Source organism: Micromonospora sp. NPDC051924, from assembly GCF_055586005.1.
In genome coordinates, this window is sequence record NZ_JBVJJA010000057.1 from 1 (window position 1) to 25,426 (window position 25,426).

Annotated in this window: 21 protein-coding genes; 13 read left to right on the forward strand and 8 right to left on the reverse strand. The window is 72.8% G+C overall.

The genetic code is table 11. The features are described from left to right. Window positions 1-167 precede the first annotated feature (167 nt). Entirely contained in the window at window positions 168-1,481 is a 1,314-nt protein-coding gene (locus tag ACZ6S5_RS30450) for a serine hydrolase domain-containing protein (protein ID WP_466005673.1), read from the reverse strand. A gap of 91 nt (window positions 1,482-1,572) precedes the next feature. Here ACZ6S5_RS30450 and ACZ6S5_RS30455 point away from each other — a divergent pair, with 91 nt between their 5' ends. From ACZ6S5_RS30455 to ACZ6S5_RS30470, 4 genes are all read left to right on the forward strand, one after another. Further along, window positions 1,573-2,046, forward strand: coding sequence for an NfeD family protein (locus ACZ6S5_RS30455; RefSeq protein WP_466005674.1), 474 nt, complete (start codon window positions 1,573-1,575; stop codon window positions 2,044-2,046). 5 nt (window positions 2,047-2,051) lie between these two features. Further along, window positions 2,052-3,158: an SPFH domain-containing protein gene (locus ACZ6S5_RS30460; RefSeq protein ID WP_466005675.1), complete on the forward strand. Its 1,107-nt coding sequence runs from the start codon at window positions 2,052-2,054 to the stop codon at window positions 3,156-3,158. A 152-nt stretch (window positions 3,159-3,310) separates the two neighbouring features. Then, complete coding sequence (locus ACZ6S5_RS30465; protein ID WP_466005676.1) at window positions 3,311-4,120, forward strand: hypothetical protein; 810 nt, start codon at window positions 3,311-3,313, stop codon at window positions 4,118-4,120. 127 nt (window positions 4,121-4,247) lie between these two features. Continuing rightward, window positions 4,248-6,452 carry a transglycosylase domain-containing protein gene (locus ACZ6S5_RS30470; RefSeq protein WP_466005677.1) on the forward strand — a complete coding sequence of 735 codons (2,205 nt, stop codon included), beginning with the start codon at window positions 4,248-4,250 and terminating at the stop codon, window positions 6,450-6,452. A 58-nt stretch (window positions 6,453-6,510) separates the two neighbouring features. Here the strand turns inward: ACZ6S5_RS30470 and ACZ6S5_RS30475 are convergent, their stop codons facing one another. Further along, on the reverse strand, window positions 6,511-6,921 hold the full coding sequence (locus ACZ6S5_RS30475; RefSeq protein ID WP_466005678.1) for a GNAT family N-acetyltransferase: 411 nt from the start codon (window positions 6,919-6,921) through the stop codon (window positions 6,511-6,513). Window positions 6,922-6,930: 9 nt separating this feature from the next. After that, window positions 6,931-7,533: a dTMP kinase gene (locus ACZ6S5_RS30480; protein WP_466005679.1), complete on the reverse strand. Its 603-nt coding sequence runs from the start codon at window positions 7,531-7,533 to the stop codon at window positions 6,931-6,933. 133 nt (window positions 7,534-7,666) lie between these two features. On the opposite strand from ACZ6S5_RS30480, the gene ACZ6S5_RS30485 reads away from it, so the two are divergent. The 3 genes from ACZ6S5_RS30485 to argG all read left to right on the forward strand — a co-directional run bounded on the left by ACZ6S5_RS30485 (window position 7,667) and on the right by argG (window position 10,662). Next, window positions 7,667-8,227, forward strand: coding sequence for a dihydrofolate reductase family protein (locus ACZ6S5_RS30485; protein ID WP_466005706.1), 561 nt, complete (start codon window positions 7,667-7,669; stop codon window positions 8,225-8,227). 94 nt (window positions 8,228-8,321) lie between these two features. Next, window positions 8,322-9,143: a TrmH family RNA methyltransferase gene (locus ACZ6S5_RS30490; RefSeq protein WP_466005680.1), complete on the forward strand. Its 822-nt coding sequence runs from the start codon at window positions 8,322-8,324 to the stop codon at window positions 9,141-9,143. Between the two features lie 67 nt (window positions 9,144-9,210). Continuing rightward, the gene (gene argG, locus ACZ6S5_RS30495) at window positions 9,211-10,662 is read left to right on the forward strand and encodes an argininosuccinate synthase (protein ID WP_466005681.1); all 1,452 of its coding nucleotides are present in this window, start codon (window positions 9,211-9,213) and stop codon (window positions 10,660-10,662) included. Window positions 10,663-10,766: 104 nt separating this feature from the next. Here the strand turns inward: argG and ACZ6S5_RS30500 are convergent, their stop codons facing one another. Further along, on the reverse strand, window positions 10,767-12,044 hold the full coding sequence (locus tag ACZ6S5_RS30500; protein ID WP_466005682.1) for a serine hydrolase domain-containing protein: 1,278 nt from the start codon (window positions 12,042-12,044) through the stop codon (window positions 10,767-10,769). Between the two features lie 112 nt (window positions 12,045-12,156). Here ACZ6S5_RS30500 and ACZ6S5_RS30505 point away from each other — a divergent pair, with 112 nt between their 5' ends. Next, the gene (locus ACZ6S5_RS30505; protein WP_466005683.1) at window positions 12,157-14,142 is read left to right on the forward strand and encodes a PucR family transcriptional regulator; all 1,986 of its coding nucleotides are present in this window, start codon (window positions 12,157-12,159) and stop codon (window positions 14,140-14,142) included. Between the two features lie 15 nt (window positions 14,143-14,157). Here the strand turns inward: ACZ6S5_RS30505 and ACZ6S5_RS30510 are convergent, their stop codons facing one another. Further along, window positions 14,158-14,952 carry a maleylpyruvate isomerase family mycothiol-dependent enzyme gene (locus ACZ6S5_RS30510; protein ID WP_466005684.1) on the reverse strand — a complete coding sequence of 265 codons (795 nt, stop codon included), beginning with the start codon at window positions 14,950-14,952 and terminating at the stop codon, window positions 14,158-14,160. Between the two features lie 105 nt (window positions 14,953-15,057). After that, window positions 15,058-16,407, reverse strand: a complete 1,350-nt coding sequence (locus ACZ6S5_RS30515) for a MurL-like N-terminal domain-containing (protein ID WP_466005685.1) — start codon at window positions 16,405-16,407, stop codon at window positions 15,058-15,060. Window positions 16,408-16,497: 90 nt separating this feature from the next. Between ACZ6S5_RS30515 and murD the strand changes: the two genes are divergently transcribed. Together murD and ACZ6S5_RS30525 are read left to right on the forward strand one after the other, a co-directional pair. Then, window positions 16,498-17,844, forward strand: coding sequence for a UDP-N-acetylmuramoyl-L-alanine--D-glutamate ligase (gene murD / locus ACZ6S5_RS30520; RefSeq protein WP_466005686.1), 1,347 nt, complete (start codon window positions 16,498-16,500; stop codon window positions 17,842-17,844). A gap of 54 nt (window positions 17,845-17,898) precedes the next feature. Further along, window positions 17,899-18,264, forward strand: a complete 366-nt coding sequence (locus ACZ6S5_RS30525; RefSeq protein ID WP_466005687.1) for a hypothetical protein — start codon at window positions 17,899-17,901, stop codon at window positions 18,262-18,264. Window positions 18,265-18,293: 29 nt separating this feature from the next. Here ACZ6S5_RS30525 and ACZ6S5_RS30530 read toward each other — a convergent pair whose 3' ends face one another. Further along, window positions 18,294-19,325, reverse strand: coding sequence for a hypothetical protein (locus tag ACZ6S5_RS30530; RefSeq protein WP_466005688.1), 1,032 nt, complete (start codon window positions 19,323-19,325; stop codon window positions 18,294-18,296). A 333-nt stretch (window positions 19,326-19,658) separates the two neighbouring features. Here ACZ6S5_RS30530 and ACZ6S5_RS30535 point away from each other — a divergent pair, with 333 nt between their 5' ends. Further along, a complete protein-coding gene (locus ACZ6S5_RS30535; RefSeq protein ID WP_466005689.1) occupies window positions 19,659-20,966 on the forward strand; it encodes an aspartate aminotransferase family protein in 1,308 nt (435 codons plus the stop codon). Further along, a complete protein-coding gene (locus tag ACZ6S5_RS30540) occupies window positions 20,963-22,453 on the forward strand; it encodes a CoA-acylating methylmalonate-semialdehyde dehydrogenase (protein ID WP_466005690.1) in 1,491 nt (496 codons plus the stop codon). Before ACZ6S5_RS30535 ends, ACZ6S5_RS30540 begins: the two co-directional genes overlap by 4 nt. Here the strand turns inward: ACZ6S5_RS30540 and ACZ6S5_RS30545 are convergent. After that, complete coding sequence (locus ACZ6S5_RS30545; RefSeq protein ID WP_466005691.1) at window positions 22,389-23,771, reverse strand: acyltransferase family protein; 1,383 nt, start codon at window positions 23,769-23,771, stop codon at window positions 22,389-22,391. The two genes, ACZ6S5_RS30540 and ACZ6S5_RS30545, sit on opposite strands and share 65 nt — an antisense overlap. 203 nt (window positions 23,772-23,974) lie before the next feature. Between ACZ6S5_RS30545 and ngcE the strand changes: the two genes are divergently transcribed. Then, window positions 23,975-25,390, forward strand: coding sequence for an N-acetylglucosamine/diacetylchitobiose ABC transporter substrate-binding protein (gene ngcE, locus ACZ6S5_RS30550; RefSeq protein WP_466005692.1), 1,416 nt, complete (start codon window positions 23,975-23,977; stop codon window positions 25,388-25,390). Window positions 25,391-25,426 lie beyond the last annotated feature (36 nt).

Genomic DNA, 25,426 nt, shown 5'->3' on the forward strand with positions numbered 1-25,426 from the left:
GCCACGGGTGGGCGGGCAGGTGGCGCAATCCTGCTACACCAGCGGCAGGAGGAAACGCGAGACCGTCATCAGGACACCGAAGCCCTCACGCTTCGATGACACCGTCACGGACCCTCCGAGTGGAAACACCCGGAATGCTGATATTCGACTAGAAGATCAGCAACGGGTCAGGGCTCCTGGTCGGGCGTGCGGGTGAAGACGAAGGTGGCGATGTCGAGGGCGGCCGGGCGGCCGGACTCGTCGCGGATCACTGTCAGGATCTCGCCGTCCTGGGAACCGGAGCGGCCCCGCCACCGGTCCGAGCCCTCCGGGCTGAACCGGAGCGTCGGCCGGCCGACCAGGCCGCCTACCAGGTCGCCGGCGGGATCGATGCGGAACTCGTACTCGCCACCCATCCACCACCAGCGGCCGGTCAGCTCGGCCAGGTCGGCGGCCGGCGGCTCGGCCGGGCGCCACGGGGTGGGCCCCGGCGGCTCGTCGTCGAGCACCAGGGTGAGCACCTCGCGGGCCAGGCCCACGATGTGGTGCCCGCGGCTGAGGCCGTACGAGTTGGCGAAGTCGACCACGGCGGTGCGGCTGGGCCGGTGCACCGCGAGGCCGGCGACGTACCCGGGCATCGAGCCGCCGTGGCCCACGTACACCCGCTCGCCGACCCGGTAGAGCTCCACGCCGAGGCCGTGCCCGCCGGTCCACGAGTCCAGGTCGCTGATCACCACCGGTGCGCACATCTCGGTGAGGGTGGCCGGAGCGAGCACCGCCGGATCCGGGTCGGCCAGGAACGCGGCCCAGCGGGACAGGTCCGCCACGGTGGACCAGAGCTGGCCGGCCGGCGCCATCGCCCCGGTGTCGGTACGCGGCTCCTCGCGCAGCGTCTCGTGCCAGGGATGCACCACGTAGCCGCGGGCGTACGGCTCGGTCGGATGGTAGGTGGTCCGGCGCATGCCCAGCGGTTCGAGGAGCCGCTCGCGGAGCAGTTCGGCCCAGGGCGTGCCGGTGATCCGCTCCAGCACCCCGCCGAGCAACCCGTACGCCAGGTTGGAGTAGTGGTAGACGTGGTGCGGCGGGTGGGCGATCTTCTCCGGCGTCAGCCCGGCCAGCAGGGTGGCCAGGTCGGCGCCCTCGGTCCGCTCCCACCAGTCCCCGTCCGGCTCGCGCTGCAGGCCGCTGGCGTGCCCGAGCAGTTGCCGCACGGTGAGCGCGCCGACCGGGGTGCCGGGCAGGTGCTTGTCCAGCGCATCGTCCAGGGCCAGCCGGCCGGCGTCGCGCTGCTGCATCACCAGCACGGCGGTCATGGTCTTGCTGATCGAGCCGATCCGGTACTGCAGGTCGGCGTCGGGGCGGGGCTGCTCGCCAGCGAGCGCGACGTGCGCCAGGTCGCCGTCCCGGACCACCCCGAGGGCGAGCGAGGGGCCGCGCCCCTCGGCCTGGGCCCCGGCGACCAGCAGGTCCACTCGTCGGGCGGTCTCGGGCAGCAGGGCCATGGCGTCCTCCTCGGTGGTCGTCGGCGCGGTGCCGAGCTTAGGTGATCATTTCGGGTCGGTGCGGCGTGCGTCGGCGTGTCACGATTCAAGGGTGGACGCCGTGTTCTGGATCGTGCTGGGTGTGCTGCTGGCGGTCGCCGAGATCTTCACGACGACGCTCTTCCTGATCATGTTCGCGGCCGGGGCGTTCGCCGCCGCCGGGGCCGCCGCGCTGGGCGCCCCGGTCGCGCTTCAGGCGCTGGTCTTCGCCGTGGTCTCCGCGCTCTCCGTGGCGGTGGTCCGGCCGGTCATCCAGCGGCACGCCCGCTCGGCGCTCGAGGGCGGCGAGCACGCCTTCGGCGTCGAGGCGCTCGAGGGGGCCACGGCCCTGGTGCTGGAGCCGGTCGACGCCGAGCGGGGACTGGTCAAGATCGATGGTGAGTTGTGGAGCGCGCGGTCGTACGACGCGACGCGACGTTACGCCGCCGGTGAGCGGGTGCAGGTGATAACGGTCCGGGGCGCCACCGCCCTGGTCTGGCAGGACGAGATTTCCAGCCCGGGCGGACTGCCCGAAGCGAAAAGGTGAACGGTATGGAATTTGCAGCGGTCCTGTTGATCGCCGTCGCGGTGATCGTCGTGGTGACGCTGGTCAAGGCGGTGCGGATCGTGCCGCAGCAGCGGCAGGACGTGTTGGAACGGCTGGGCAAGTACAAGCGGACCCTCAACCCGGGGCTCAACCTGTTGGTGCCCTACATCGACGCGGTGCGCACCAAGGTCGACATGCGGGAGCAGGTGGTCAGCTTCCCGCCGCAGCCGGTGATCACCTCGGACAACCTGGTCGTCTCGATCGACACGGTGCTCTACTTCAAGGTGGTCGACCCGGTCCGCGCCACCTACGAGATCTCCAACTTCCTCCAGGCCATCGAGCAGCTCACCGTCACCACGCTGCGCAACGTGATCGGCTCGCTGGACCTGGAACGGGCGCTGACCAGCCGTGAGGAGATCAACCGGCACCTCTCCGGGGTGCTGGACGAGACCACCGGCCGGTGGGGCATCAAGGTCACCCGGGTCGAGATCAAGGCGATCGAGCCGCCGCCGAGCATCCGCGACTCGATGGAGAAGCAGATGCGCGCCGAGCGGGACCGCCGCGCCGCGATCCTGAACGCCGAGGGCCTCAAGCAGTCGCAGATCCTCACCGCCGAGGGCGAGAAGCAGGCCGCCGTGCTGCGCGCCGACGGCGACCGGCAGGCCCGGATCCTCCAGGCGGAGGGCCAGGCCAAGGCGATCCGCACCGTCTTCGACGCGATCCACCAGGCGAACCCGAGCCAGAAGGTGCTCGCCTACCAGTACCTGCAGGCGCTGCCGCAGATCGCCAACGGTTCGGCCAACAAGGTCTGGATCGTCCCGGCCGAGCTGACCAAGGCCCTGGAGGGAATGGGCGGCGCGCTGGGCGGCCTGGCCGGCATGGTCGGCGACGTGCCGTCGCCGGAGGCCAGCAAGAGCGCCGGCGAGGTGGAGCGGGAGGCCGCCGAGGCCGCCCACGCCGCCGCCAGCGCCGCACAGGAGATCCACGACGAGGTACGCGTCGCGGAGGCGCAGGCCACCGGCGGTAACGCCCCGCAGGGGTTGCCGGCCCCCGAGCCGGTGTCCCCGGAGAGCCTGCTCCACGATCCCACGGACCAGCGCGAACGGGGCTGAGCACGGACGTCGTCCGGCTCCGGACGGCAAATGCGAGAAAGCCTCATGCGGCGCCCCGGTGCCTGCCACGATCGGTCTGAGGGCCGGGTGGTGAGCAGGGACCGGGGCGCCGCGTGCGTCCCACACCGCCCGCTGGCGGAGCGAGGTGACGCATGAAGGACCCGGCGAACCGGCTGTTCTCCAAGGAACTGTTCTCGGGAGAGCAGGTTCCCGGCGCGCACGACCCCGCCGGACCGCTGGGCACCCGACGTACCGGGGGCGGGTTCGGGGTGCTGCCGTTCGTCTCCGAGCCGGGGCCGGGCGCCCCGGCCACTGACGCCACCTGGGCCTGGTCGGTACGCCGGTTCGCCCGCGCGGCGGTCTGGCTGCTGCCGGCGTACGCGATCCTCTACGGTCTGGTGGCGATGGCCAGCGACGGCGGGGTGGGCAACGACCCGTACCCGGCCGACGGCCAGCCGGTCTACCTGGTGGGCTGGGTGGCCGCGGTGTGGCTGGGGCTGCTCGCGCTGCTGGCGCTCACCGGCCTGCTCGCCGCCACCCGGTGCCGACGAGTCGCCCTCGCCGGGTTGCTGGCGAGCATCGGCGGGATGGTGCTGATGCTGCCCTTCGCCGGGCTGGCCGAGCAGACGCCGGTCTTCGGCGTCACCGCGCGGAGCCTCGTCCTGTTCGGGGCCACCTGGTACAGCGTGGGGTGGTTCCTCACCGGCTGGTCGGTGGCCCGCTCCGGGATGTTCTCCTACGGGGACGGGATCATGCTGATGATCGCCGCCCCGCTGCTCGGCCTGGGTGGCGCGCTGATCGGCTCGCTGCAGACCTTCGGGGCGATCTTCGTGCTGATCTCCGGGATCGGCATCGGCTACCGCTCGGGCCGCCTGGTCCCGGCCGTCATCGCCCGCGACGCGGTCGCCGCCAGCGTGGCCGCCACCCCCGCCCCACCGCCCAACGGCCCGCTGCCGAGCTGACTTTCGGCCCGGCCGGGCCGATCGCGAGGTTCGCCGGGCGGGCGGTTGCTGAGAGGTCACCGTGAGGTAACTGACAGTTGGCTGGCGAGCTGGCCGATTGGCGGCTTTCGCGGTAATCCTGGGGTGCATGCCGTCTCCCCGGTCGCCATTGTCGCGGCTCTTCACCGTGCTGCTCGCCGGCGTCCTCGCCGGGCTCGTCCTCGCGGTCGCCGCGCTCCCCGGCAACCTGCTCGGCGGGTTCGTCACCAAGTCCGTCCTCGGCGCGTACGCGGAGTTGCCCGCCGCGCTGCGCACCCCCGCGCAGCCCCAGCGCTCCTACCTCTACGCCAACGACGGCAAGACCCTGATCACCACGTTCTACGACGTCAACCGCACCGACGTGTCCCTCGCCGAGATCGCGCCGGTGATGCGGCAGGCGATCGTCGCGGCCGAGGACCGCCGGTTCTACCAGCACGGCGGCGCCGACCTGCGGGGCATCGCCCGCGCGCTGGTCGCCAACGTCAAGGGCGGCGGCACCGAGCAGGGCGGCTCCACGCTGACCATGCAGTACGTCCGCAACGTGCTCAAGACCGACTCCACCCGCACCGCCGAGGAGCGGCAGGCGGCCACCGAGCAGACCGTCGGGCGCAAGCTCCAGGAGGTCCGGTACGCGGGCGCCCTGGAGAAGAGCCTCAGCAAGGACGAGATCCTCAACCGCTACCTCAACATCGCCTACTTCGGCTCCGGCGCGTACGGCGTGGCCGCGGCCAGCCAGCGGTACTTCGGCAGGGCCCCCGCCGACCTGACCCTTGGCGAGGCGGCCCTGATCGCCGGCCTGGTCCAGTCGCCCGACGAGTACAGCCCGATCGACGGGGACAAGGACAAGGCGCTCCAGCGCCGGGCGTACGTGCTCGACTCCATGGTCGCGACCCACGCCATCACCGCGCAGCAGGCCGCCGCGGCCAAGGCGGAGCCGCTGGCCCTGCATCCCACCGCCCAGCCCAACGGCTGCACCGCGGTCGCCCAGGGGCACGACGACTGGGGCTTCTTCTGCGACTACCTGCGCCAGTGGTGGCTCGGCCAGCCGGCCTTCGGCAACACCGTCAAGGAGCGCGAGCAGGCGCTGCGCCGGGGCGGCTACACCGTGATCACCACGCTGGACCCGAAGATCCAGCAGACCGCGCAGCAGCAGGCCACCAAGGTCTACGGGTACGACAACAAGCGCGCCCTGCCGATCGCCGCGGTCGAGCCGGGCACCGGCCGGGTGCTCGCCATGGCGGTCAATCGGCACTACAGCCTGGCCGCCAACCCGTCCGGGCAGGCCAACCACCCGAACACCGTCAACCCGCTGATCTCCGGCGGCGACAGCGTCGCCGGCTACCAGGCCGGGTCGACCTTCAAGCTGTTCACCATGCTGGCCGCGCTCGAGTCGGGCAAGACGCTCTCCACCGGCTTCGACGCCCCGGCCAAGCTGCCCACCCGGTACGCCTCGGACGCCGAGGGCAACTGCGACGGCAAGTGGTGCCCGGCCAACGCCAACCCGCAGTGGATGGACGGCTACCGGATGATGTGGGACGGCTTCGGCCGCTCCGTGAACACCTACTTCGTCTGGCTGGCCGAGCAGGTCGGCGAGGACAAGGTGGTGGAGATGGCGCAGCGGCTCGGCATCACCTTCCGGGCGGGCTCGGACGCCGAGTTCGCCAAGAACGACGCCGCGAACTGGGGCGCCTTCACCCTCGGCGTGGCCGCCACCACCCCGCTCGACCTGGCCAACGCGTACGCGACCGTGGCCGCCGAGGGGACGTACTGCTCCCCGCAGCCGGTGGTCTCGGTGACCGCGGCCAACGGCGACAAGGTCGACGTCGGCCAGCCCTCCTGCAAGAAGGTGCTGGACACCGACGTGGCCCGGGCCGCCACCGACGCGGCCCGCTGCCCGGTCGGCCAGCAGTCGGCGTACGGGCAGTGCAACGGCGGCACCGCCACCTCGGTGGACCGGATCGTCGGCCGGCCGGTCGCCGGCAAGACCGGCAGCTCCGAGCAGAACGCTACCGAGACCTTCGTCGGGTTCACCCCCCAGGTGGCGGTCGCCGGCATCGCGGCCAACCCCGACGACTCCACCGACCTGGTCGGCTCGGCGGTGCAGGCCCGGGTCATCGACGCGGTCGCCCGGACCATCCGCACCGCGGTGGACGGCAAGCCGGTGAAGGACTTCACCACGCCCAGCCGGGAGCTGGCCGGTGACCCGCAGCGCCCGCAGCCGCAGCCGACCCCGCCGCCGCAGCGACAGCAGCAGCAGGACCAGAACCTCCCAGGCAACATCCTGCGCTGGCTCCAGGGCCGCGGCCGGGGCTGACAAGGAGCGCCACGGCCGGCCGTCCGGTAACCGGGCGGCCGGCCGTCGCGTGTTCGGCTCAGCGGGGTCCGACGCGGAACATGCCGGTCATGTCGTCGTGCACGGCGTAGCCGAAGCGGCGGTAGAGGGCGACCGACCCGCCGGCCGCGAAGAGGCCGACGAAGGTGCGGGACGAGGCTCGTCCCGCGATCCACTCCTCCAGTCGGCCGAGGATCGCCGCGCCCACCCCACGCCGCTGCCGCTCCGGCACGACGGCCAGGTCCTGCAGGTAGTAGTAGATCGCGCCGTCGCCGACCAGCCGACCCAGCCCGATCACCCGGTCGCCCTCGACCGCCACCACGGCGTGCAGCGAGGCGGCCAGCGACGCCGGGATCGCCGCCGGGTCGTACGCGTCGGTCCAGCCGACCGCGGTGGTGACGGCGACGAACTCCTCGACCGTGGGCAGCCGGTCCTCCAGGCGGTACTCCATGATCGGAATCTAGTGCCCGACCAGCGGCGACACCGCCCGATCCAGCGCCGCCGCCACCTCATCCGGCCCACCGTCCCCGTCCAGCACCACGAAGGACCCGTACTCCGGCAGCGCCCGGTAGGCCGCGTCCAGCGCCCGCAGGTGCGCCAGCTCCTCGGTGTCGATGCCGCGTTCCGCCACCCGCCGCTGCGCCACCGCGGGCGAGGTCGCCAGAAAGCAGACCACCGTCGGGCGCGGGAAGACCGCGTACGCCGTCCGGACCGCCCGCCGTCCCCGATCGCCCCGGGCTGCCATGATCACTTCCTGGCACCAGGTCCACCGGTCCAGCACGGCCACCCGCCCGGAGAGCCGGGCCACCAGCACCGTGCGCGCCATCGCCACCGCGCGGACCGTCGCCTCCAGCACCGGATAGAGGGTACGGCCGAACAGCGCCACCCCGTCCGCCCGGCCGAGCGCCCGGGCCAGCCGGTTCCACAGCGGCCGGCCGCCGGCGTTCTCGAAGTACGTCGCCGGCACGCCTCCCGCGGACAGCCGTCGGGCCAGAGCCCGGGCCTGGGTGCTCTTGCCGGAGCCGTCGACGCCCACCAGGGCGATCATCACGGGACGGGGCATGCCGTCGGACGGTAGCCGACCGGGGCAAATCCGTGGCAGGAAAGTTCGGGCCGGCTGTCGGATCGTGGGCGGTGGCTCCGACCCACCGGTGAGCGCGCCCGCCGGGGCGCACCGGTACGCGGAGGAGCACGCCATGGGAAAGATCATCTACTGGGTGCACCAGTCGGTCGACGGCTTCATCGAGGGGCCGAACGGCGAGTTCGACTGGCCGGAGATGGGAGAGGAGCTGTCCGCATACTCCATCGGGCTGACCGAGCGGGCCGGCGCGTTCGCCTACGGCCGCCGGGTCTGGGAGATGATGTCCTGGTACTGGCCGCGTGCCGAGTCGATGTCCGACCACCCGCACAACCTGGCGTTCGCGCCGATCTGGCGGCGTACCCCGAAGGTGGTCGTCTCCCGCACCCTGACCGGCGCGGACTGGGACGCCCGGGTGGTCGGCGGCGGCGACCTCGCCAAGGAGGTCGCCGAGGTACGCGAGCAGATCGACGGCGACCTGCTGCTCACCGGCGGTACCGGCGCCGCGGCCGCGCTGAGCGCGCTCGGCCTGATCGACGAGTACCAGATGGTGGTGCACCCGGTGCTGCTCGGCGGCGGCAAGCGGGTGCTGCCGGACACCGACCGGCTCGACCTGCGGCTCGCGGAGAGCCGGGCCTTCGATGGGCGGTCGGTGCTGCTGCGCTACGTCCGGGCGTGACCGGGCCCCGCGCGGCGGCCCGGACCACACGCCAGCGTCCACGCCGCCGACCCGGGCCGGACGGCCCGACCGGCCGACCAGGCAGAATCGTCCGGTGCCCGTCCACGAGATCACCGACCCCGACGACGACCGGATCGCCGACTACCGCGCGCTGACCGACGTCGAACTGCGTACCCGCTGGGAGCCGCCGCACGGCCTGTTCATCGCCGAGGGGGAGCTGGTGCTGCGGCGGGCGCTGCGGGCCGGCTACCCGGCCCGGTCCTACCTGGTCGACGCGAAGCGGGTGGACCAGCTCGCCGACCTGGACACGGGGGACGCGCCGGTCTACGCGGCCACCCCGGAGGTGCTCCAGCGGGCCACCGGCTTCCACGTGCACCGGGGCGTGCTCGCCTCGTTCCACCGCAAGCCGCTGCCGAGCGCCGCCGAGGTGCTCGACACCGCCCGGCGGGTGGTGATCCTGGAGGACGTCAACAACCACACCAACCTCGGCGCGGTTTTCCGGGGGGCCGCCGCGCTCGGCATCGACGCGGTGCTGCTGTCACCGTCTTGCGCCGATCCGCTGTACCGGCGCAGCGTGCGGGTCAGCATGGGGGAGGTCTTCGCGGTGCCGTACGCCAAGCTCGAGCGCTGGCCCGCGGGTTTGGACCAGGTGCGGGAAGCGGGCTTCACCGTGCTCGCCATGACGCCAGCTCCGGACGCCGTACCGATCCAGCGGTTGACTCCGGCGCAGCGCGAGCGGGCGGCGCTGCTGCTGGGAGCCGAGGGTCCGGGCCTCACCGCGGCGGCTCAGTCCGCCAGCGACGTACGGGTGGTCATTCCGATGCGGCGCGGAGTGGACTCGTTGAACGTCGCCGCCGCTGCGGCGGTGGCGTTCTGGGAACTGGGTCGCGACGATCCACCGTTCGGCACCGGGTAGCCGCTGACGCCGTTCGGTGGACCACTTCGGCTTGCATGAACATGCGTCCTGACGAATAATCTTCCTTGTGTCCAAGGTTCTCACCTCCCTGCCCATCGGCGAACGTGTCGGCATCGCCTTCTCCGGCGGCCTCGACACCTCGGTCGCGGTCGCCTGGATGCGCGACAAGGGCGCCGTTCCCTGCGCCTACACCGCCGACATCGGCCAGTACGACGAGCCCGACATCGTCTCGGTGCCGGGGCGCGCGCTCAGCTACGGCGCCGAGGTCGCCCGACTGGTCGACTGCCGCGCCGCCTTGGTCGAGGAGGGCCTGGCGGCGTTGACCTGCGGGGCCTTCCACATCCGCTCGGGCGGGCGGGCATACTTCAACACCACCCCGCTGGGCCGGGCCGTGACCGGGACCCTGCTGGTGCGCGCGATGATCTCCGACGACGTCCAGATCTGGGGCGACGGCTCGACCTTCAAGGGCAACGACATCGAGCGGTTCTACCGGTACGGCCTGCTGGCCAACCCGCAGCTGCGGATTTACAAGCCGTGGCTCGACACCGACTTCGTCACCGAACTGGGTGGGCGTAAGGAGATGTCGGAGTGGCTGCTCGAACGCGGCCTGCCGTATCGGGACAGCACCGAAAAGGCATACTCCACCGACGCCAACATCTGGGGCGCCACGCACGAGGCGAAGACTCTCGAGCACCTCGACACCGGCATCGAGACGGTCAACCCGATCATGGGTGTCCGGTTCTGGGACCTGTCGGTGGAGATCCCGACCGAGGATGTCACGATCGGCTTCGACCAGGGGCGCCCGGTGACGATCAACGGCAAGGAGTTCGGCAGCCCCGTCGACCTGGTGCTGGAGGCCAACGCCATCGGCGGCCGGCACGGCCTGGGCATGTCGGACCAGATCGAGAACCGGATCATCGAGGCCAAGAGTCGGGGCATCTACGAGGCGCCCGGCATGGCGCTGCTGCATGCCGCGTACGAACGGCTGGTCAACGCCATCCACAACGAGGACACCCTGGCGAACTACCACAACGAGGGCCGCCGCCTCGGTCGGCTGATGTACGAGGGACGCTGGCTGGACCCGCAGGCGCTGATGCTGCGCGAGTCGTTGCAGCGCTGGGTCGGCACGGCGGTCACCGGCGAGGTGACCTTGCGGCTGCGCCGGGGCGAGGACTACTCGATCCTGGACACCACCGGCCCGGCGTTCAGCTACCATCCCGACAAGCTGTCGATGGAGCGTACCGAGGACTCGGCGTTCGGCCCGTCGGACCGGATCGGCCAGCTCACCATGCGCAACCTGGACATCGCCGACTCGCGGGCGAAGTTGGAGCAGTACGCCACCCTCGGGATGGTCGGCGGCGCGACGCCCCAGCGGATGGTCGGCGCCGCGCAGGCAGCCTCGACCGGGCTGATCGGTGCGATGCCGCAGGGCGGCGCGGAAGCCATCGCCTCCCGGGGCGTCTCCTCCGCCGACGACGAGGCACTCGACCGGGCCGCCATGGAGTTCGGCGTCGACTGATCGACGCCTTGCGTCGTTGCCACCGCCGTCGCCGGCTGGGAGGTGGGCCGCGACGACCGCTGTGACGTCGGGGACGGCGAGCGCCGCCCCCGACGTCGGGCCGGTCAGCCGAAGTACGTCGACCAGAGGTTGTGGGTCGGCCAGCTGGTCACCGCGCGGGAGGCGGTCCACAGCGCCGAGTCGATCGCGCCGTAGCTCAACCCGGACTCGTCGTCGCGCTGGTTGAACACGGCCGCCCAGCTCATCCCGTGGTACGTGCGGACCATGATGCTGTACGTGCCGGCGAAGCTGCCGGTGTGCCAGGTGTTGCGGCCGGTGCCGCCGCTGACCGGGCGGACCTGCCAGCCGAGGCCGTAGTACCAGCCGTCGGCGTTCACCCCGGTGGGGCTGGGCACCGCGAAGACCCGGCCGATCGAGGTGCTGTTGAGCACCGTGTTGCCACTGTCGAAGGTGGCCGCCCAGCGGACCAGGTCCACCGCGGAGGCGAGCCAGCCGCCGTTGGCGTCGTGGATGCGCATGCTGAACGTCCCGTACGGGGCGTCGACGATGGTGCCCGAGTTGTCCAGCACGGTCGGGCCGGTGTACTGGGAGTGGTAGCCCACCTCGCCGCTGTGCCGGCTGACCGTCCAGCCGCTCGCCATCCGGGTGATGCCCCGCGGGGCGAGCAGCGTCTGCCTGATGTACGTCTCGTACGGCAGGCCGGTGACCTTCTCGATGATCCGGCCGGCCAGCAGGTAGCCGTAGTTGCTGTAGGAGACCGTCGAGCCGGGGTCGTGCATCAGCGGCTGGCCGGACATGAACCGGATGACGTCGGCGTGGGTCAGCTCCATCGGCACGCCCAGCGCGTTGGCGATGACCCGGTCCTTGAACACCGGGTCGAAGGCGGTCAGGTCCCGGTCCCAGCCGCCGGTGTGCTGGAGCAGCCGCCAGAGGGTGATCTGGCCCAGCCGAGGGTCGGCGGTCTGCCCGGCCGGCGGGATCAGGTCGAGGAACTTGGTGATCGGGTCACCGAGGCTGAGCTTGCCGTCCTGGGCGAGCCGGACGATCGCCGCCGCGGTCAACGACTTGGAGAGGCTGGCGACCCGGAACAGGGAGGTGGGCTGGATGTACTGCGGCGAGTTGTTGCCGTAGCCGCGGGCCAGCACCAGCCGGCCCTGGTAGGTCACCGCGAGCTGGCCGGCATCGATGTGCCGGGCCTGCATGAAGCTCTTCATCGTGTCGTCGAACGCCTTGAGCGAGCTGACCGCGGTGCCCGACGCCGTCCAGGTGTCCACCGCGGCGCTCGCCGGCGCCGCCCCGAGCGCCCCCGCGCCGAGCGTGCCCACCCCCGTGGCGCCCACCAGCTTCCCGAAGGTCCGTCGGCTGACTGTCGTCCCGTCCATGCCTCCCCTTCCGATTGATCACGATCGTGGCGACGCTACTCGACCTGATCAAGATGCCGTCGGGCGGCCGGGGTCTTCGGGAACGGCGGTGACGCACGGTAGCGTGTCGCCCGTGTTCCCTACCGTCCGTGAGGTGCTCGCCCTGGTGCCGGTGCGCCACGGCGCCCCGCGCCTGGTCGCCGGGGGCGCGGGCCTGGACCGGCCGGTCCGTTGGGTGCACGTGGCCGAGGTGCCCGACATCGCCACCCTGCTCGGCGGCGGGGAACTCGTGCTGACCACCGGCATCGGGCTGCCCGCCGACGACGCCGGGTTGCGCGCGTTCATCGGCGACCTGGCCGACGTCGGGGTCTCCGGCCTGGTGGTGGAGCTGGGCCGCCGCTACGTCAGCGGGGTGCCCCGGGTGATGGCGGCGGCCGCCGAGCGGCGCAACCTGCCCCTGGTCGAGCTGCGCCGGGCCACCCCGTTCGTCCGGATCACCGAGGCCGTGCACGCGCTGATCGTGGACGCCCAGCTCACCGAGTTGCGCGCCACCGAGGAGATCCACCAGCGGTTCACCGAACTCTCCGTGGAGGGCGCCGAACCGGCGGAGGTGGTCCGGCAGGCGGCCGAGCTGGCCGGCTGCCCGGTGGTGCTGGAGAACCTGTCCCGGCAGGTGCTCGCGTACGACCCCGCGGGGGAGAGCGCCGAGCTGCTGCTGGACGGCTGGGAGCAGCACTCGCGGCGGATCCGGCCCGCCGGGCGCACCGCGTACGACCCGGACAGCGGGTGGCTGGTGACCACCGTCGGCGCGCGGGGCCAGGACTGGGGGCGGCTGCTGCTGCGCTGGCCGGCCGGCGGCGAGCTGACCACCAACCGTCCCGCCCCGCTGCCGGCGGCCCTTGGCGACGGCCCGGTGCCGGACGGCGTCCCCGCACGGTTCGGCGAGGAGGTGGCCGACCTCGTCACCGGCCGCCCACCCGGCGGCGCGGAGACCGGGAACGCGGACGACGGCCACCCTGCCGTCGAGGTGCCGCCCACCCCGGCGGAGCCGGGGCTCGGCGGACGGGTCGCGGTCACCCCGCCCACCCGGCTCACCATCCTGATCGAACGGGCCGCCTCCACCCTCGCCCTCGGTCGGCTGATCCGGCGCGACGCCGAGGGGTTGGAGCGGCAGATCCACCGCACCCTGCTCACCGCCCTGATCGACCACTCCCGCCCGGTGGACGAGGTGGCGCTGCGGGCCAAGGCGCTCGGTGTGCCGCTGGACCGGCGGCACCTGGTCGGCGTGGTCGTCCGGCACCGGGCCGACGACCCGGCAGGGGAGGGTGCCGGGCTTGGTGTCGACGCCGGTCTGGCGGCCGGCCCGGCCCGGTTGCGCGACCTCGCCGAGGCGGTCGGGCAGGCCCTGCGGGAGGCCAAGCTCACCGCCCTGACCAGCGCCGTCGACGACCAGGCGGTGGGCGCGCTGCTGGCCCTGTCCGACCCGGCCGCCGAGGAGAAGGCGCTCGCCGCGTTCGCCGCCGCGCTGCGTCGGGTACGCCTCGACGCCGCCCCGGTCCGCCCGCCGGTGCCCCGACCCGCCGCCCGACCGGCCGACCCGACCGCCCGACCCGTCGCGGTGGCCGGCGTGGCCCGGAGCACGGACGGCGCGTCCCGCACGACCGGTCCGGCGGCGGTGATCATCGCGGCCGGGTCCGGGGTGGGCAGCCTGCGGGAGGCGCGCCGCTCACTGGTCGAGGCGCGGCAGATCGCCGAGGCGGCCCGCCGGGACCGGCGTGACCTGCCGATCTTCCGGCTGCCGCACGTAGGGCTGGCCGGCCTGCTGCACCTGCTGCGCGACGAGCCGCGGTTGCAGACCTTCGTCGAGCGGGAACTGGGGGCGCTGCTGGCGTACGACGCCCAGCACCCCCGGGAGCAGTTGCTCGGCACCCTGCGGGCGTACCTGGAACAGGGCCGGAACAAGTCGGCGGCGGCCGCCGCGGCGCACCTGTCCCGGCCGGCGTTCTACGAGCGGCTGGCCCGGATCGGCCGGATCCTCGACGTCGACCTGGACTCGGTCGAGGCATGCCTCTCCCTGCACGTCGCGCTGCTCGCCCTGGACGCGGTCCGCGACACCTGAGTCCCGGACAGCGCGTCAGAAGGGGAGCCGGGTGTGGCGGAGCCGGGCCAGGAGGGCCCGTTCACCGGAGACGAGTTCCAGGTCCACGTTGTCGTCACGGCCCGCCAGGGCGCGCAGGTAACCGACCGCGTCACCGCGGACCACCGCCATCGGGTCGCCCGAGCCGATCAGCCATGCGCCACCGGCCGGGCCGGTGAGTTCCAGCGCGACCGGTGGCGCCGTCCACTGGAGCGCGAGGTCCCGCATGACCTGGGCGACGATGTCCCGGTCGTGCTCGGCGATCATGAAGAGCTTGCCGGTGGCCCGGGCCAGGTCCAGCCGGTGCATCCACAGGTCGCGGTTGAGGATCACGTCGAGCAGGTAGGCGACGCGGACCCGCGGCACCCCCGGCATCCCCAGACTCATCGGGGCGCGGCGCAGCAGCGCGGGCCGGCGCCAACGGGCGTGTACCGCCCGCGGCCACAGCACCGCGAACCGCTCCACCAGCTCGGGTCCCTGGTCCGACCGGTGATCGGCGACGCCGACGGCCATGTGCGCGTCAACGGGGATCTTTCCCCGGCGGTGGAGGCGTCCCAGGAGTTCCCGGCGCAGCATCGTGCGCAGCTTCAGCGCATCCTCGGCCTGCGCCACGAGATGGGAGACCATGGTGCGGACGTCCCATTCGGTGGCGTCCGTGTGGCGTTGCCAGTCGTCGTCCCGAAACTGGCGGAGCAGCGCCAGGGTCGCTCGTCCCTCGGCCTCGCCCACCGCCGCGGCCTGGTCGCGGTCGGCCTGCCGCTGCTCGACCGCCACGACGAGAGACTGGGTCATCGGGCTCACCGCACCTTCCGGGCCTCCGCGGACGGACGCCTCCAGTGTCGTCGAGATCGACCAGCCGACGGGGCGGTTCGGCCAGCTCCGGCCGGGGGTGCCGGCTCAGGTGAGGGCGGTGAGCGCCTTGGCGTAGGGGGCGGGGACGTAGGTCTGGCCGGCGGGGGTGAAGACGTCGGAGGTGGCGGCGGCCGTCCAGGCGGCCTCGGGGAGGGCCTCGACCAGGGCGCGGACCACCGGGGCGTCGCGCCACTGTTCCTGCTGGGCGAGCAGGCTCAGCGCCACCACGGACTCCTCGACCTCGCCGACGCACTCGAACGGCTTGTGCCCGTCCACGCCGAGCAGCTCCCGGTAGCCGGGGATCTGCGTGGTGTCCGCGAGCAGGTCGCCGCCGAAGATGTTCGTGATCCGCTCCCGGGACATGAACGGGGCCATGGCCAGGAAGACGAATCGGCACTTCGGGCAGTTGCGGCACCACCGCTCGCTCGCGTCGCGCAGCTTGAACGCGGCGTTGCAGCTGGTCACCACGGCGTCGTACCGGTCGATCTCGGCGAAGAGCCGGGCGATGTGCAGCTCGGAGAGCGACCGCAGCAGGGAGAAGTACGGCTCGGTCAGCCCGGCGTGCTCGGCCAGCGCCGCCCGCAGCAGCCCCTCGGCCTCCACCCCCTTGGACCACTGGTGGTTGATCTCGTGGCCGTTCCAGACCAGGTTCGGGTCGGACGCCGACCGCTCGTTGGACATCACCACCGGGCCGAGGCCGTGCAGCACGGCGGTGGCGACCGCGATCAGCGAGTTGATCGCGGTGACCGGGATGTGGCCGTTCAGCGCGCCGGCCGCGTTGAGGTCGAACAGCACCGGGTCGATCCGCCGCCGGGCGGCCAGCGGCACCAGGTCGGAGGCCTGGTTGACGGAGACGATCACGTGGTTCGGGTTGACCGAGAAGGGCACCGGGTCGAAGCCGGCCCGGCGCAACGCCTCCAGCGTGACGATGGAGTCCTTGCCACCGCCGACCGCCGACAGCGGGCGCCGGTCCGAGTCGTCGTACACCCGGGGCGGGGCGACCTCGCCGGTCGGCACCTCCGGGCGCAGCTCCAGCACGTGCGGCAGCTGGTTGCGGTACGCGTACTCGGCGAGGCCCCTGGTGTAGACGGCGGTGACGAACTCGACGGCGGCCGTGCCCAGCGGCGCCGGCAGCACCAGCCGGGGCGGCGCGGCGGCCTTGTAGTAGCTGACCCCGGCCACGACGTGCAGCAGTTCGAGGACCCGGTCGAGGGTGGCCGCCGTCTCGTCGGACACCGGCTCGGCCGGCAGCGGCAGGGTGATCACCTCGGTGAACCGCTGCTCGCCCGCGGGGCCGGTGAGGACGTAGTCCAGCAACACCTCACCGGTGGCGAAGTCGATCGAGTAGGACGGGAAGGTGAAGGCGTCCATCCGCCGGAGCTGCTCGTTGGGCACACGCCATACTAGGCCCTGGTTCGTCCGGCCGTGTCCGGCTGTGCCGGACCATGCCCGCCCGACCGCCGTCGCAACCCCCGAGGAGAGCCTGTGCGCCTGTCTGATCTGCGCGGACGTCGTGTCGCCGTCTGGGGGGCCGGCCGGGAGGGCCGGGCCGCGGTGACCGCGATCGCCGCGCACGGCCCGGCCGACCTGGTGGCCGTCGACGACAGCGCCAACTTCCTCACCCTGCCCTGGGAGGGCCCGCTGGCCGAGGCCGCGCCGCTGGTCACCGGGGAGGAGGGCTTCGCCCGGCTGGCCGCCGCCGAGGTGGTGGTCCGCTCGCCAGGGGTGCCGAGCACCCACCCGTGGATGGTGGAGCTGCGCCGCCGGGACGTCACCGTCACCCAGGGCAGCGCGCTCTGGATGGCCGACCACGCCGACCGGACGGTGGGCGTCACCGGCAGCAAGGGCAAGAGCACCACGTCCAGCCTGATCAGCCACCTGCTGACCGCGATGGACCGGCCGAACGTCTTCGGCGGCAACATCGGCGTGCCGCTGCTCGACCTGCCCGAGGCCGACCTGTACGTGCTGGAGCTCTCCAGCTACCAGTGCGCCGACCTGGCCGACTCGCCCCGGGTGGCCGTGGTCACCGCGCTCTTCCCGGAACACCTCGACGCGCACGGCGGCGAGCGGGAGTACTACCGGGACAAGCTCAACCTGCTCGCACACGGCCCGCACGCGGTGGTGGTCAACGGCGCCGACCCGCGCCTCGCGCTGGAGCTGGGGGACCGGGCGGCGGTCCGCGCCGGCCTGGCGGACAGCGCCCATGTGGCCGCCGGTCCGGACGGCACGCCCTGGTTCCACCTGCGGGACACGCCGCTCTTCCCCCGCGCGGTGCTGCCGCTGGTGGGCCGGCACAACGAGGGCAACCTCTGTGTCGCCCTGGCGGTGCTCGACGCGCTCAACGTCGACGTGGTGGGCCGCAAGGACAGCCTCGCCGTGGCGGTCGCCGGCTTCCAGGGGCTGGCCCACCGGCTCACCGAGATCCCCGACCCGTCCGGCCTCACCTTCGTCGACGACACCCTGGCCACCAGCCCGTACGCGGCCATGCACGCGATCGACGCGTACGAGGGGCGGCCGCTGACCGTGATCGTCGGCGGGACCGACCGGGGCCTGGACTACACCCCGCTGCGGGACCACCTGGCCGAGCGGGAGATCACGGTGATCGGTATCCCGGACAGCGGCCCGCGGATCGTCGAGGCGCTCGCCGGGCTGTCGACGGTGCGTGCCGAGATCGCCGAGGATCTGGTCGACGCGGTGGCACTCTCCCGCAAGCTCACCCCGGCGGGCGGGGTGGTGCTGCTCTCCCCGGCTGCGCCGAGCTACGGCCGGTTCCGCAACTTCGAGCACCGCTCCGAGGTGTTCGCCCAAGCGGTCGCCGACACCGCCCGTTGAGTCCGGGCCGCGCGGCCCTGGTCGGTGGTGGTCCGCCCGACTAGCCTCGTGATCATGGCGGTGCTGGTGGACGTGGACCCGGAGCGGCTGATCGTCCGGCTCACCGGGGCCGACCGGCTCTGGGCGCTGGCGGCCGGGGTCCGGGTGCCCACCGCCGCGATCACCGGGGTCCGGCCGGTCTCCCGCGCCGAGGCATACGCCCGGGGGTCCGGCTGGCGCCTGCCCGGCACCTTCTGGCCCGGCCTGATCATGGCCGGCAGCTACTGGTCCCGGTCCACCGGGCGCTCGTTCTGGTGTGTGCACCGGGCCGAGGAGGTGCTCCTCGTGGAGTTGGACGGGCAACCGTACGACCGGCTCGTCCTGGAGGTGGACCAGCCGGTAGAGGTGTCCCGGGCGATCGCCCGGGCCCGGTTCCGCTGAGTCAGCAGCACCCACGGCGGCGGCCCGGTCTACGTCAACCGACGGCCACCCCGCGGGCCGGCGTCCGGCGGTGCGCCGGACACCGGCACCCGGGTCAGCGCCGCATGCAGGGCGCGCAGGGACCGGATCGCCGAACGGATCTCCTGCAGGTACCGCCCGGGCGTGAGGGTGGGTTCCGGCACACGGGCCAGGACGGTCAGCGACGGGTCCACCCCGACGGTGTCGATCCCGCAGGCGTACGGCACCGCGAGGGTACGCAGCGCGTCGCAGTGCTGGAACGGCACGTAGATCGGCGCGGTCACCATGAGCACCGGGTCGCCGGCGCGCAGCCGGACGTGCTCGGCCCAGAACCGCTGGGTGTCGGCGGTGTGCGCCCGGCGCCGGTCCGGCTCGCTGGACGGGGCGGCGAGCACGCGAACCGGAGGCAGGCCGGCCGGGCGGTAGGTGCGGGAGGACCAGGCCCGGTGCGGGTGCTCCGCGTCCTCGCCGGTCTCCTCGCTCGGGCTGGTCACCCCGAAGGCGGCGCGGACCCCCGCGTCGAGGGCGTCCACCTCGGTGGCGCAGTCGGTCACCCCCGCGTCGGCGAGCATCCGCGACTCGACCGGGGAGAGGGCTCGGAAGCTGCCCAGCACGGCCACCTCGCCGGAGACGCCGGCGACGGTCCGCACCAGGTGCGCGGCGTAGGCGGTGCGCCGCAGGCAGGCGTGCGCCAGGCCGCCGAGCACCAGCAGATGGGCGTAGCCGGGCAGGGCGGGCGGGGCGGCCCGGACCAGGCCCAGCGCGTCGGCCGTGGCCAGCACCAGCCGGGCCGTGGCCGGGTCGAAGGCCGGCTCCCGTGCCTCGGGGCGCTCCCGCCCCTCCCGGAAGTCCCAGTGCCGGGCGGAGAAGTCGTCCAGCCCGGCCAGCACCGCCGGCACGTCCCCGGCCGGCCAGTCGCCGCCGAAGTGCCGGACCAGGCCGCGTAGCGGCGGAGACTCCACCCAGGCCCGTACCCCCGCGGCGAGCTCCGCACCGGTCGTCCCCGCCGCGCCGGCCGGCAGCCCCACCTCCGTCGTCCGCACCCGGCGGATGCTACCGGCGGCCGGCGGCCGGCGGGCGCGCACCGGCCGTTGTGGATCGTGGCTACCTGGCTAGCTGGGTGCCGGCGACGGGAGGACGGCGCCGATGGCGGGTGACGTGGTGCCTCGACGGCCCACGGGATGCGGATCGAGTGGTTGACCAACCGGGAGACCGGCGGAAAGGCGAGCGTGGAGCGCGTTCGACTCCGGAAACCGCAGTGGCGCGGTTGACGTGGTGTCAGGCGTGGACGGTCGCTGCGCTACAGGCTGACAGTTGTCCCGGCGGTCACCCGGTGAGAGCGTGCGAGGACCAACCGCCGCTGAAGGGTGCGCCGAATGACCTCCGACGACCTGCTGGCCCGGCACCGGGCCGTGCTCCCGTCCTGGATGCCGCTCTACTACGCCGAACCGATCGAGCTGGTCTCCGGCTCCGGCCGCCGGGTCACCGACGCGCAGGGACGCAGTTACCTGGACTTCTTCGGCGGCGTGCTGACCAACATGATCGGTTACGACATCCCGGAGATCCGCGAGGCGGTCGAGCGGCAGCTGCGTACCGGCATCGTGCACAGCTCCACCCTCTACCTGATCCGCCAGCAGGTGGAGCTGGCCGAGAAGGTGGCCCGGGTCTCCGGCATCCCGGACGCTCGGGTGTTCTTCACCAACTCCGGCACCGAGGCGAACGAGGCGGCGCTGCTGGTCGCCACCAACCACCGCCGCTCGCACCAGATCCTCGCCGTGCGCAACAGCTACCACGGCCGCTCGTACGCGGCGATGGGGGTGACCGGCAACCGGAGCTGGTCGGCCAGCGCCCTCAACCCGCTGCAGGTGGCCTGGCTGCACTCCGGCGAGCGGCTGCGCGGCCTGCTGGCCCGCCTCGACGAGGGCGACCGGATCGACGCCGCGGTGGAGGACCTGCGCGAGGTGCTCGCCACCCAGACCTCCGGCGACGTGGCCTGCCTGATCGCCGAGCCGATCCAGGGCGTCGGCGGCTTCGTGCACGGCCCGGACGGGCTCTTCGCCGCCTGGAAGAAGGTACTCGACGAGCACGGCATCCTGCTGATCAGCGACGAGGTGCAGACCGGCTGGGGGCGTACCGGCGAGCACTTCTGGGGCTACCAGGCTCACGGGGTCACCCCGGACCTGATCACCTTCGCCAAGGGGATCGGCAACGGCTTCGCACTGGCCGGTGTGGTCGGCCGGGCGGACGTGCTGGAGTCGGTACCGGCGATCAGCTTCTCCACCTTCGGCGGCAACCCGGTCTCCACCGCCGCCGGCAACGCCGTCCTCGACTACCTGCTCGACCACGACCTGCAGGCCAACGCCGCGCGGGTCGGCGCGATCCTCAGCGACGGCCTGCGCGCCGCCACGGCCGACCTCGACTGCGTCGCCGAGGTACGCGGCAAGGGCCTGATGCTCGGCGTGGAGTTCGTCCGCCCGGGCACCACCGACCCGGACCCGGCGCTCACCACCCGGGTCTTCGAGGCCTGCCGGGCGGGCGGCCTGCTGGTCGGCAAGGGCGGCCTCTACGGCAACGTGGTGCGGATGGGCCCGCCGCTGACCCTGACCGAGGACGAGGCCCGCGAGGGCCTGGCCATCCTGGTCGACGCGATCCGTACGTCCGTCGAGGCGGAGGTGGCCGCATGAGCCAGATCGGGCACTACGTCGACGGCAAGCGGGTGGCCGGCGACTCGGAGCGGCGCGGCGACGTGTTCGACCCGGCCACCGGCCGCCGTACCGGTCAGGTGGCGCTGGCCTCGGCAGCGGACGTGGCGGGTGCGGTGGAGGCCGCCGAGCGGGCCGCGCGGACCTGGCGGGACGCGTCCCTGGCCAAGCGGACGGCGGTGCTGTTCGCCTTCCGCGAGCTGGTCAACGCCCGGCGCGACCGGCTCGCCGAGGTGATCACCGCCCAGCACGGCAAGGTGCTCGCCGACGCCGCCGGCGAGGTGCAGCGCGGCCTGGAGGTGATCGAGTACGCCTGCGGCATCCCCTCGGCGCTGCGCGGCGGCTTCAGCGAGAACGTCTCCACCGAGGTCGACTCGTACAGCCTGCGGCAGCCGCTCGGCGTGGTGGCGGTGATCTCGCCGTTCAACTTCCCGGTGATGGTGCCGCTCTGGTTCATCCCGGTGGCGATCGCCTGCGGCAACGCGGTGGTGCTCAAGCCGAGCGAGAAGGACCCCGGCGCGGCGCTGCTGCTCGCCGAGTGGTTCACCGAGGCGGGCCTGCCCGATGGCGTGCTGAACGTGGTCAACGGCGACAAGGAGGCGGTCGACGCGCTGCTCGACCACCCCGGGGTGAAGGCGGTGTCGTTCGTCGGCTCCACCCCGGTCGCCCGGTACGTGCACCAGCGCGGCGCGCTGAACGGCAAGCGGGTGCAGGCGCTCGGTGGGGCGAAGAACCACATGGTGGTGCTCCCCGACGCCGACCTCGATCTGGCCGCCGACGCGGCGGTCAACGCCGGCTTCGGCTCGGCGGGGGAGCGGTGCATGGCGATCTCCGCGCTGGTCGCGGTGGAGCCGGTGGCCGACGCCCTGGTCGCGAAGATCGCCGAACGGATGGCCGGCCTGCGCACCGGGGACGGCCGACGCGGCTGCGACATGGGGCCGCTGGTCACCGCCGCGCACGCCGAGCGGGTCCGCTCCTACGTGGAGTCCGGGGTCGCGGCCGGCGCGGTGCCGGTGGTGGACGGCCGGGCGGTCACCCCGGACGGGGACCCGGACGGGTTCTGGCTCGGCCCGACCCTCTTCGACCACGTCACCCCGGAGATGTCCATCTACACCGACGAGATCTTCGGCCCGCTGCTCAGCGTGGTCCGGGTCGGCTCGTACGACGAGGCGGTGGACCTGGTCAACGCCAACCCGTACGGCAACGGCACGGCGATCTTCACCAACGACGGCGGGGCCGCCCGGCGGTACCAGCACGAGGTGGAGGTCGGCATGGTCGGGATCAACGTGCCCATCCCGGTGCCGATGGCGTACTACTCCTTCGGCGGCTGGAAGGCCTCGCTCTTCGGCGACCTGCACGCGCACGGCGCCGACGGGGTCGCCTTCTTCACCCGGGGCAAGGTGGTCACGAGCCGGTGGCTCGACCCCCGGCACGGCGGGGTGAACCTCGGCTTCCCCACCCAGACCTGAGCAGTCGCAGCGCCCCCGCCCCGGCCAGGTACGCCACCAGCGCCGGGGCGGGCAGCCCCAGCGGCTCGGGGGCGACCTTGCGGGTGAGGCTGTTCAGCAGCAGCCCGGCGACGATGCCCGCGTACCCGGCGACGGCCAGCGCGGTGCGCCACGGGCGGGTCGGTGCGGCCCCGGGCGGGTGCCGCCGCGACCGGGCCTCGATCGGGCCGAAGACGGCGACCAGGGCGGTGAGCACCACGGCGAGGGCCAGCACCCAGGGGATCCGCCAGGCCCACCAGGCCGCCGAGCCGACCCGGGGGGTGGGCAGCGCGCCGAGCGCGTCCAGCAGGCCGACCAGCAGCACCGCCGCGGTCAGGTGCCAGAGGAAGACGGTGAGCACCACGGTGTTCGCCGCGATCACCGCCTGCCAGGGGCCGGACCGGCGCAGCCACCGCTCGGCCGGTCCGCGCAGCAGCAGGATCAGCCCGAGCTGCGCGGTGGCCGCGGCGAGCAGCGCCAGGCTCGGCGGGGCCGCGTTATCCAGCCGGGTCCCCGGCACGTTGAGCATGACCACCGGGTACGGGCCGACGACCGTCAGCAGCACCAGCACGGCCAGCCCGCCGGCCAGCAGCACCGCCCCGGCGCGTCGGGACAGCGGCAGCCGCCGGCGGCGGGGCAGGTCCGGCGTGCGGGCGTCGTACCAGGCGAAGCCGAGCTGGTGGACGGCCAACCAGCCGAAGAGGTAGTTGGCGGTGGCGAGCCCGGCCGGCCCGAGCAGCCGACCCAGGTCGCCGAGCGCGACGAGCCCGACCAGCACCGCCGGCACGGCCAGCCCGAAGCGGCGGTGCAGCGCGTACATCGGTGGGGTCAGCGGCACCACGACCAGGTACGCCACCAGGAACCACAGCGGGATGGTGGCGAACCAGACGACGGTGCGTACCTGCACCGGGTCGGCGTGCCGGAGGCTCGCGACCGCCGCGCCGACCGCGAGCACCACCAGCAGCGCCGTGGTGGGACGGACCAGCCGGGCGCTGCGATCGACCAGCCAGCCGGTGGCATCGCCACCCCTGTTCGTGCGGGCGGTCAGCGAGGCGGCGTTGGCGTACCCGCCGACCAGGAAGAACACCGGCATCACCTGGGCCACCCAGGTCAGCGGCCAGACCCAGGGGAGGTCGCCCAGGGCGGAGTGCCCGGTGGGCCGTCCGGTCCGGTCGTACCCGATGACGGTGATCCCCCAGTGACCGAGCACCACCATGGTGATCGCGAGGGCCCGGAGCAGGTCGACGTAGCGCTCCCGCCCGGCCGGCGTGCGCTCGGCGAGCTGCCGCAGGCGGCGCATGAGCCCAGGCTATGCCAGCCGTCGCGGACCGGTGGTGATAACGGTTCGGTCGTCGGGTCTTGTGGTCCACGGCGCGCTGTCGTAGAAATTCTTCATCAACTTCAAATGAAGTGAAACCGAGCAACACCTGACACCCCCGTGCCTCGATGTCGCGGCCGCCGTCCCCCTCGGTGGGCCGCCCGTACCCGAACCGAGGAGATGCGATGAACAGGCGTGAGATTATCCGGCGCACGGCCGCGGCCGGCCTGCTGGCCACCCCCGCCGCCGGCCTGCTCGCCGGCTGCGCGACGTCCGGCGGCGACGACAAGGGCGACGCCGGCACCTACAAGGGCACCAAGAGCGAGCAGAACCCGCTCGGGGTCAAGGAGGACGCCCCGCTCGAGGTGGTGATCTTCAACGGCGGCTTCGGCGAGGACTACGCCAAGGCCCACGAGGCCATGTACAAGGAGAAGTACCCGAAGGCCGAGATCAAGCACTCCGCCACCCAGGAGATCAACAAGACCCTCCAGCCGCGCTTCGTCGACGGCACCCCGCCGGACGTGGTCAACAACTCCGGCGCCGGCCAGATCGACTTCAACGGCCTGGTCAGCCAGAACGCGATCGCCGACCTGGGCGAGCTGCTCGACGCCCCGAGCCTCGACCAGCCCGGCAAGAAGGTGCGCGACACGCTGCTGCCCGGCGCCGTCGAGGTCGGCTCGTACGACGGGAAGTTCCTGGTCCTCAACTACACCTACACCGCGTACGGCATCTGGCACTCCACCAAGCTGTTCACCGAGCGGAACTGGCAGTACGCCAAGACCTGGGACGAGCACATCGCGCTCTGCAAGCAGATCAAGGCCGCCGGCATCGCCCCCTGGACCTACGCGGGCAAGCACCCCCGCTACATGAGCTGGCCGCTGATCGCCAGCGCGATCAAGCTCGGCGGGCCGTCGGTGGCCATGGCGATCGACAACCTCGAGCCGAACGCCTGGAAGTCCGACGCCATGAAGGCGGCGGCCGACGCCTGGTACCAGATCGTCAAGGACAAGTACATCCTGGACGGCTCGCCGGGCCTGGACCACATCCAGTCGCAGACCGCCTGGTGCCAGGGCAAGGCCGCCTTCATCTCCTGCGGCTCCTGGCTGGAGAACGAGCAGGCCAAGGTCACCCCGGCCGGCTTCAACATGACGATCGCGCCGACGCCCAGCCTGACCAGCGGTGACAAGCTGCCGTTCGAGGCGATCCGAGGCACCGCCGGCGAGCCGTTCATGGTGCCGGCCAAGGCGAAGAACGTCGCCGGCGGCATGGAGTACTTCCGGGTGATGCTCTCCAAGAAGGGCGCGCAGGACTTCACGAAGAAGGTCTCCAGCCTGACCGTGGTGGCCGGCACGACCGAGGGAGTCGAGCTGCCGTTCGGCCTGACCAGCGTGGTCAAGGCCCTTGAGGCGTCCGGCAGCAACGGCTTCAACTGGGTCTACAACAACTACTACCGCAAGCTCGAGCGCGAGCTGGTCGACGCCGCCTGCGGCGAGTTCTTCAGCGGCCGGAGCACCCCGGCCGAGTTCCTCGACGCGTGCCAGAAGGGCGCCGACTCGATCGCCCAGGACAGCTCCGTCAAGAAGTACAAGCGGGCCGCGTGACGTCCGGCCGGTGGGGCGGGCGCGGTACCGTCCCCA

What these genes read in the sequence shown, in the direction of transcription:
- ACZ6S5_RS30450 (WP_466005673.1), bottom strand. Translation starts at nt 1,481, where the DNA reads ATGGCCCTGCTGCCCGAGACCGCCCGACGAGTGGACCTGCTGGTCGCC.
- ACZ6S5_RS30460 (WP_466005675.1), top strand. Translation starts at nt 2,052, where the DNA reads ATGGAATTTGCAGCGGTCCTGTTGATCGCCGTCGCGGTGATCGTCGTG.
- ACZ6S5_RS30465 (WP_466005676.1), top strand. Translation starts at nt 3,311, where the DNA reads ATGAAGGACCCGGCGAACCGGCTGTTCTCCAAGGAACTGTTCTCGGGA.
- ACZ6S5_RS30470 (WP_466005677.1), top strand. Translation starts at nt 4,248, where the DNA reads ATGCCGTCTCCCCGGTCGCCATTGTCGCGGCTCTTCACCGTGCTGCTC.
- ACZ6S5_RS30475 (WP_466005678.1), bottom strand. Translation starts at nt 6,921, where the DNA reads ATGGAGTACCGCCTGGAGGACCGGCTGCCCACGGTCGAGGAGTTCGTC.
- ACZ6S5_RS30480 (WP_466005679.1), bottom strand. Translation starts at nt 7,533, where the DNA reads ATGCCCCGTCCCGTGATGATCGCCCTGGTGGGCGTCGACGGCTCCGGC.
- ACZ6S5_RS30485 (WP_466005706.1), top strand. Translation starts at nt 7,667, where the DNA reads ATGGGAAAGATCATCTACTGGGTGCACCAGTCGGTCGACGGCTTCATC.
- ACZ6S5_RS30500 (WP_466005682.1), bottom strand. Translation starts at nt 12,044, where the DNA reads ATGGACGGGACGACAGTCAGCCGACGGACCTTCGGGAAGCTGGTGGGC.
- ACZ6S5_RS30510 (WP_466005684.1), bottom strand. Translation starts at nt 14,952, where the DNA reads ATGACCCAGTCTCTCGTCGTGGCGGTCGAGCAGCGGCAGGCCGACCGC.
- ACZ6S5_RS30525 (WP_466005687.1), top strand. Translation starts at nt 17,899, where the DNA reads ATGGCGGTGCTGGTGGACGTGGACCCGGAGCGGCTGATCGTCCGGCTC.
- ACZ6S5_RS30535 (WP_466005689.1), top strand. Translation starts at nt 19,659, where the DNA reads ATGACCTCCGACGACCTGCTGGCCCGGCACCGGGCCGTGCTCCCGTCC.
- ACZ6S5_RS30540 (WP_466005690.1), top strand. Translation starts at nt 20,963, where the DNA reads ATGAGCCAGATCGGGCACTACGTCGACGGCAAGCGGGTGGCCGGCGAC.
- ACZ6S5_RS30545 (WP_466005691.1), bottom strand. Translation starts at nt 23,771, where the DNA reads ATGCGCCGCCTGCGGCAGCTCGCCGAGCGCACGCCGGCCGGGCGGGAG.
- ngcE (WP_466005692.1), top strand. Translation starts at nt 23,975, where the DNA reads ATGAACAGGCGTGAGATTATCCGGCGCACGGCCGCGGCCGGCCTGCTG.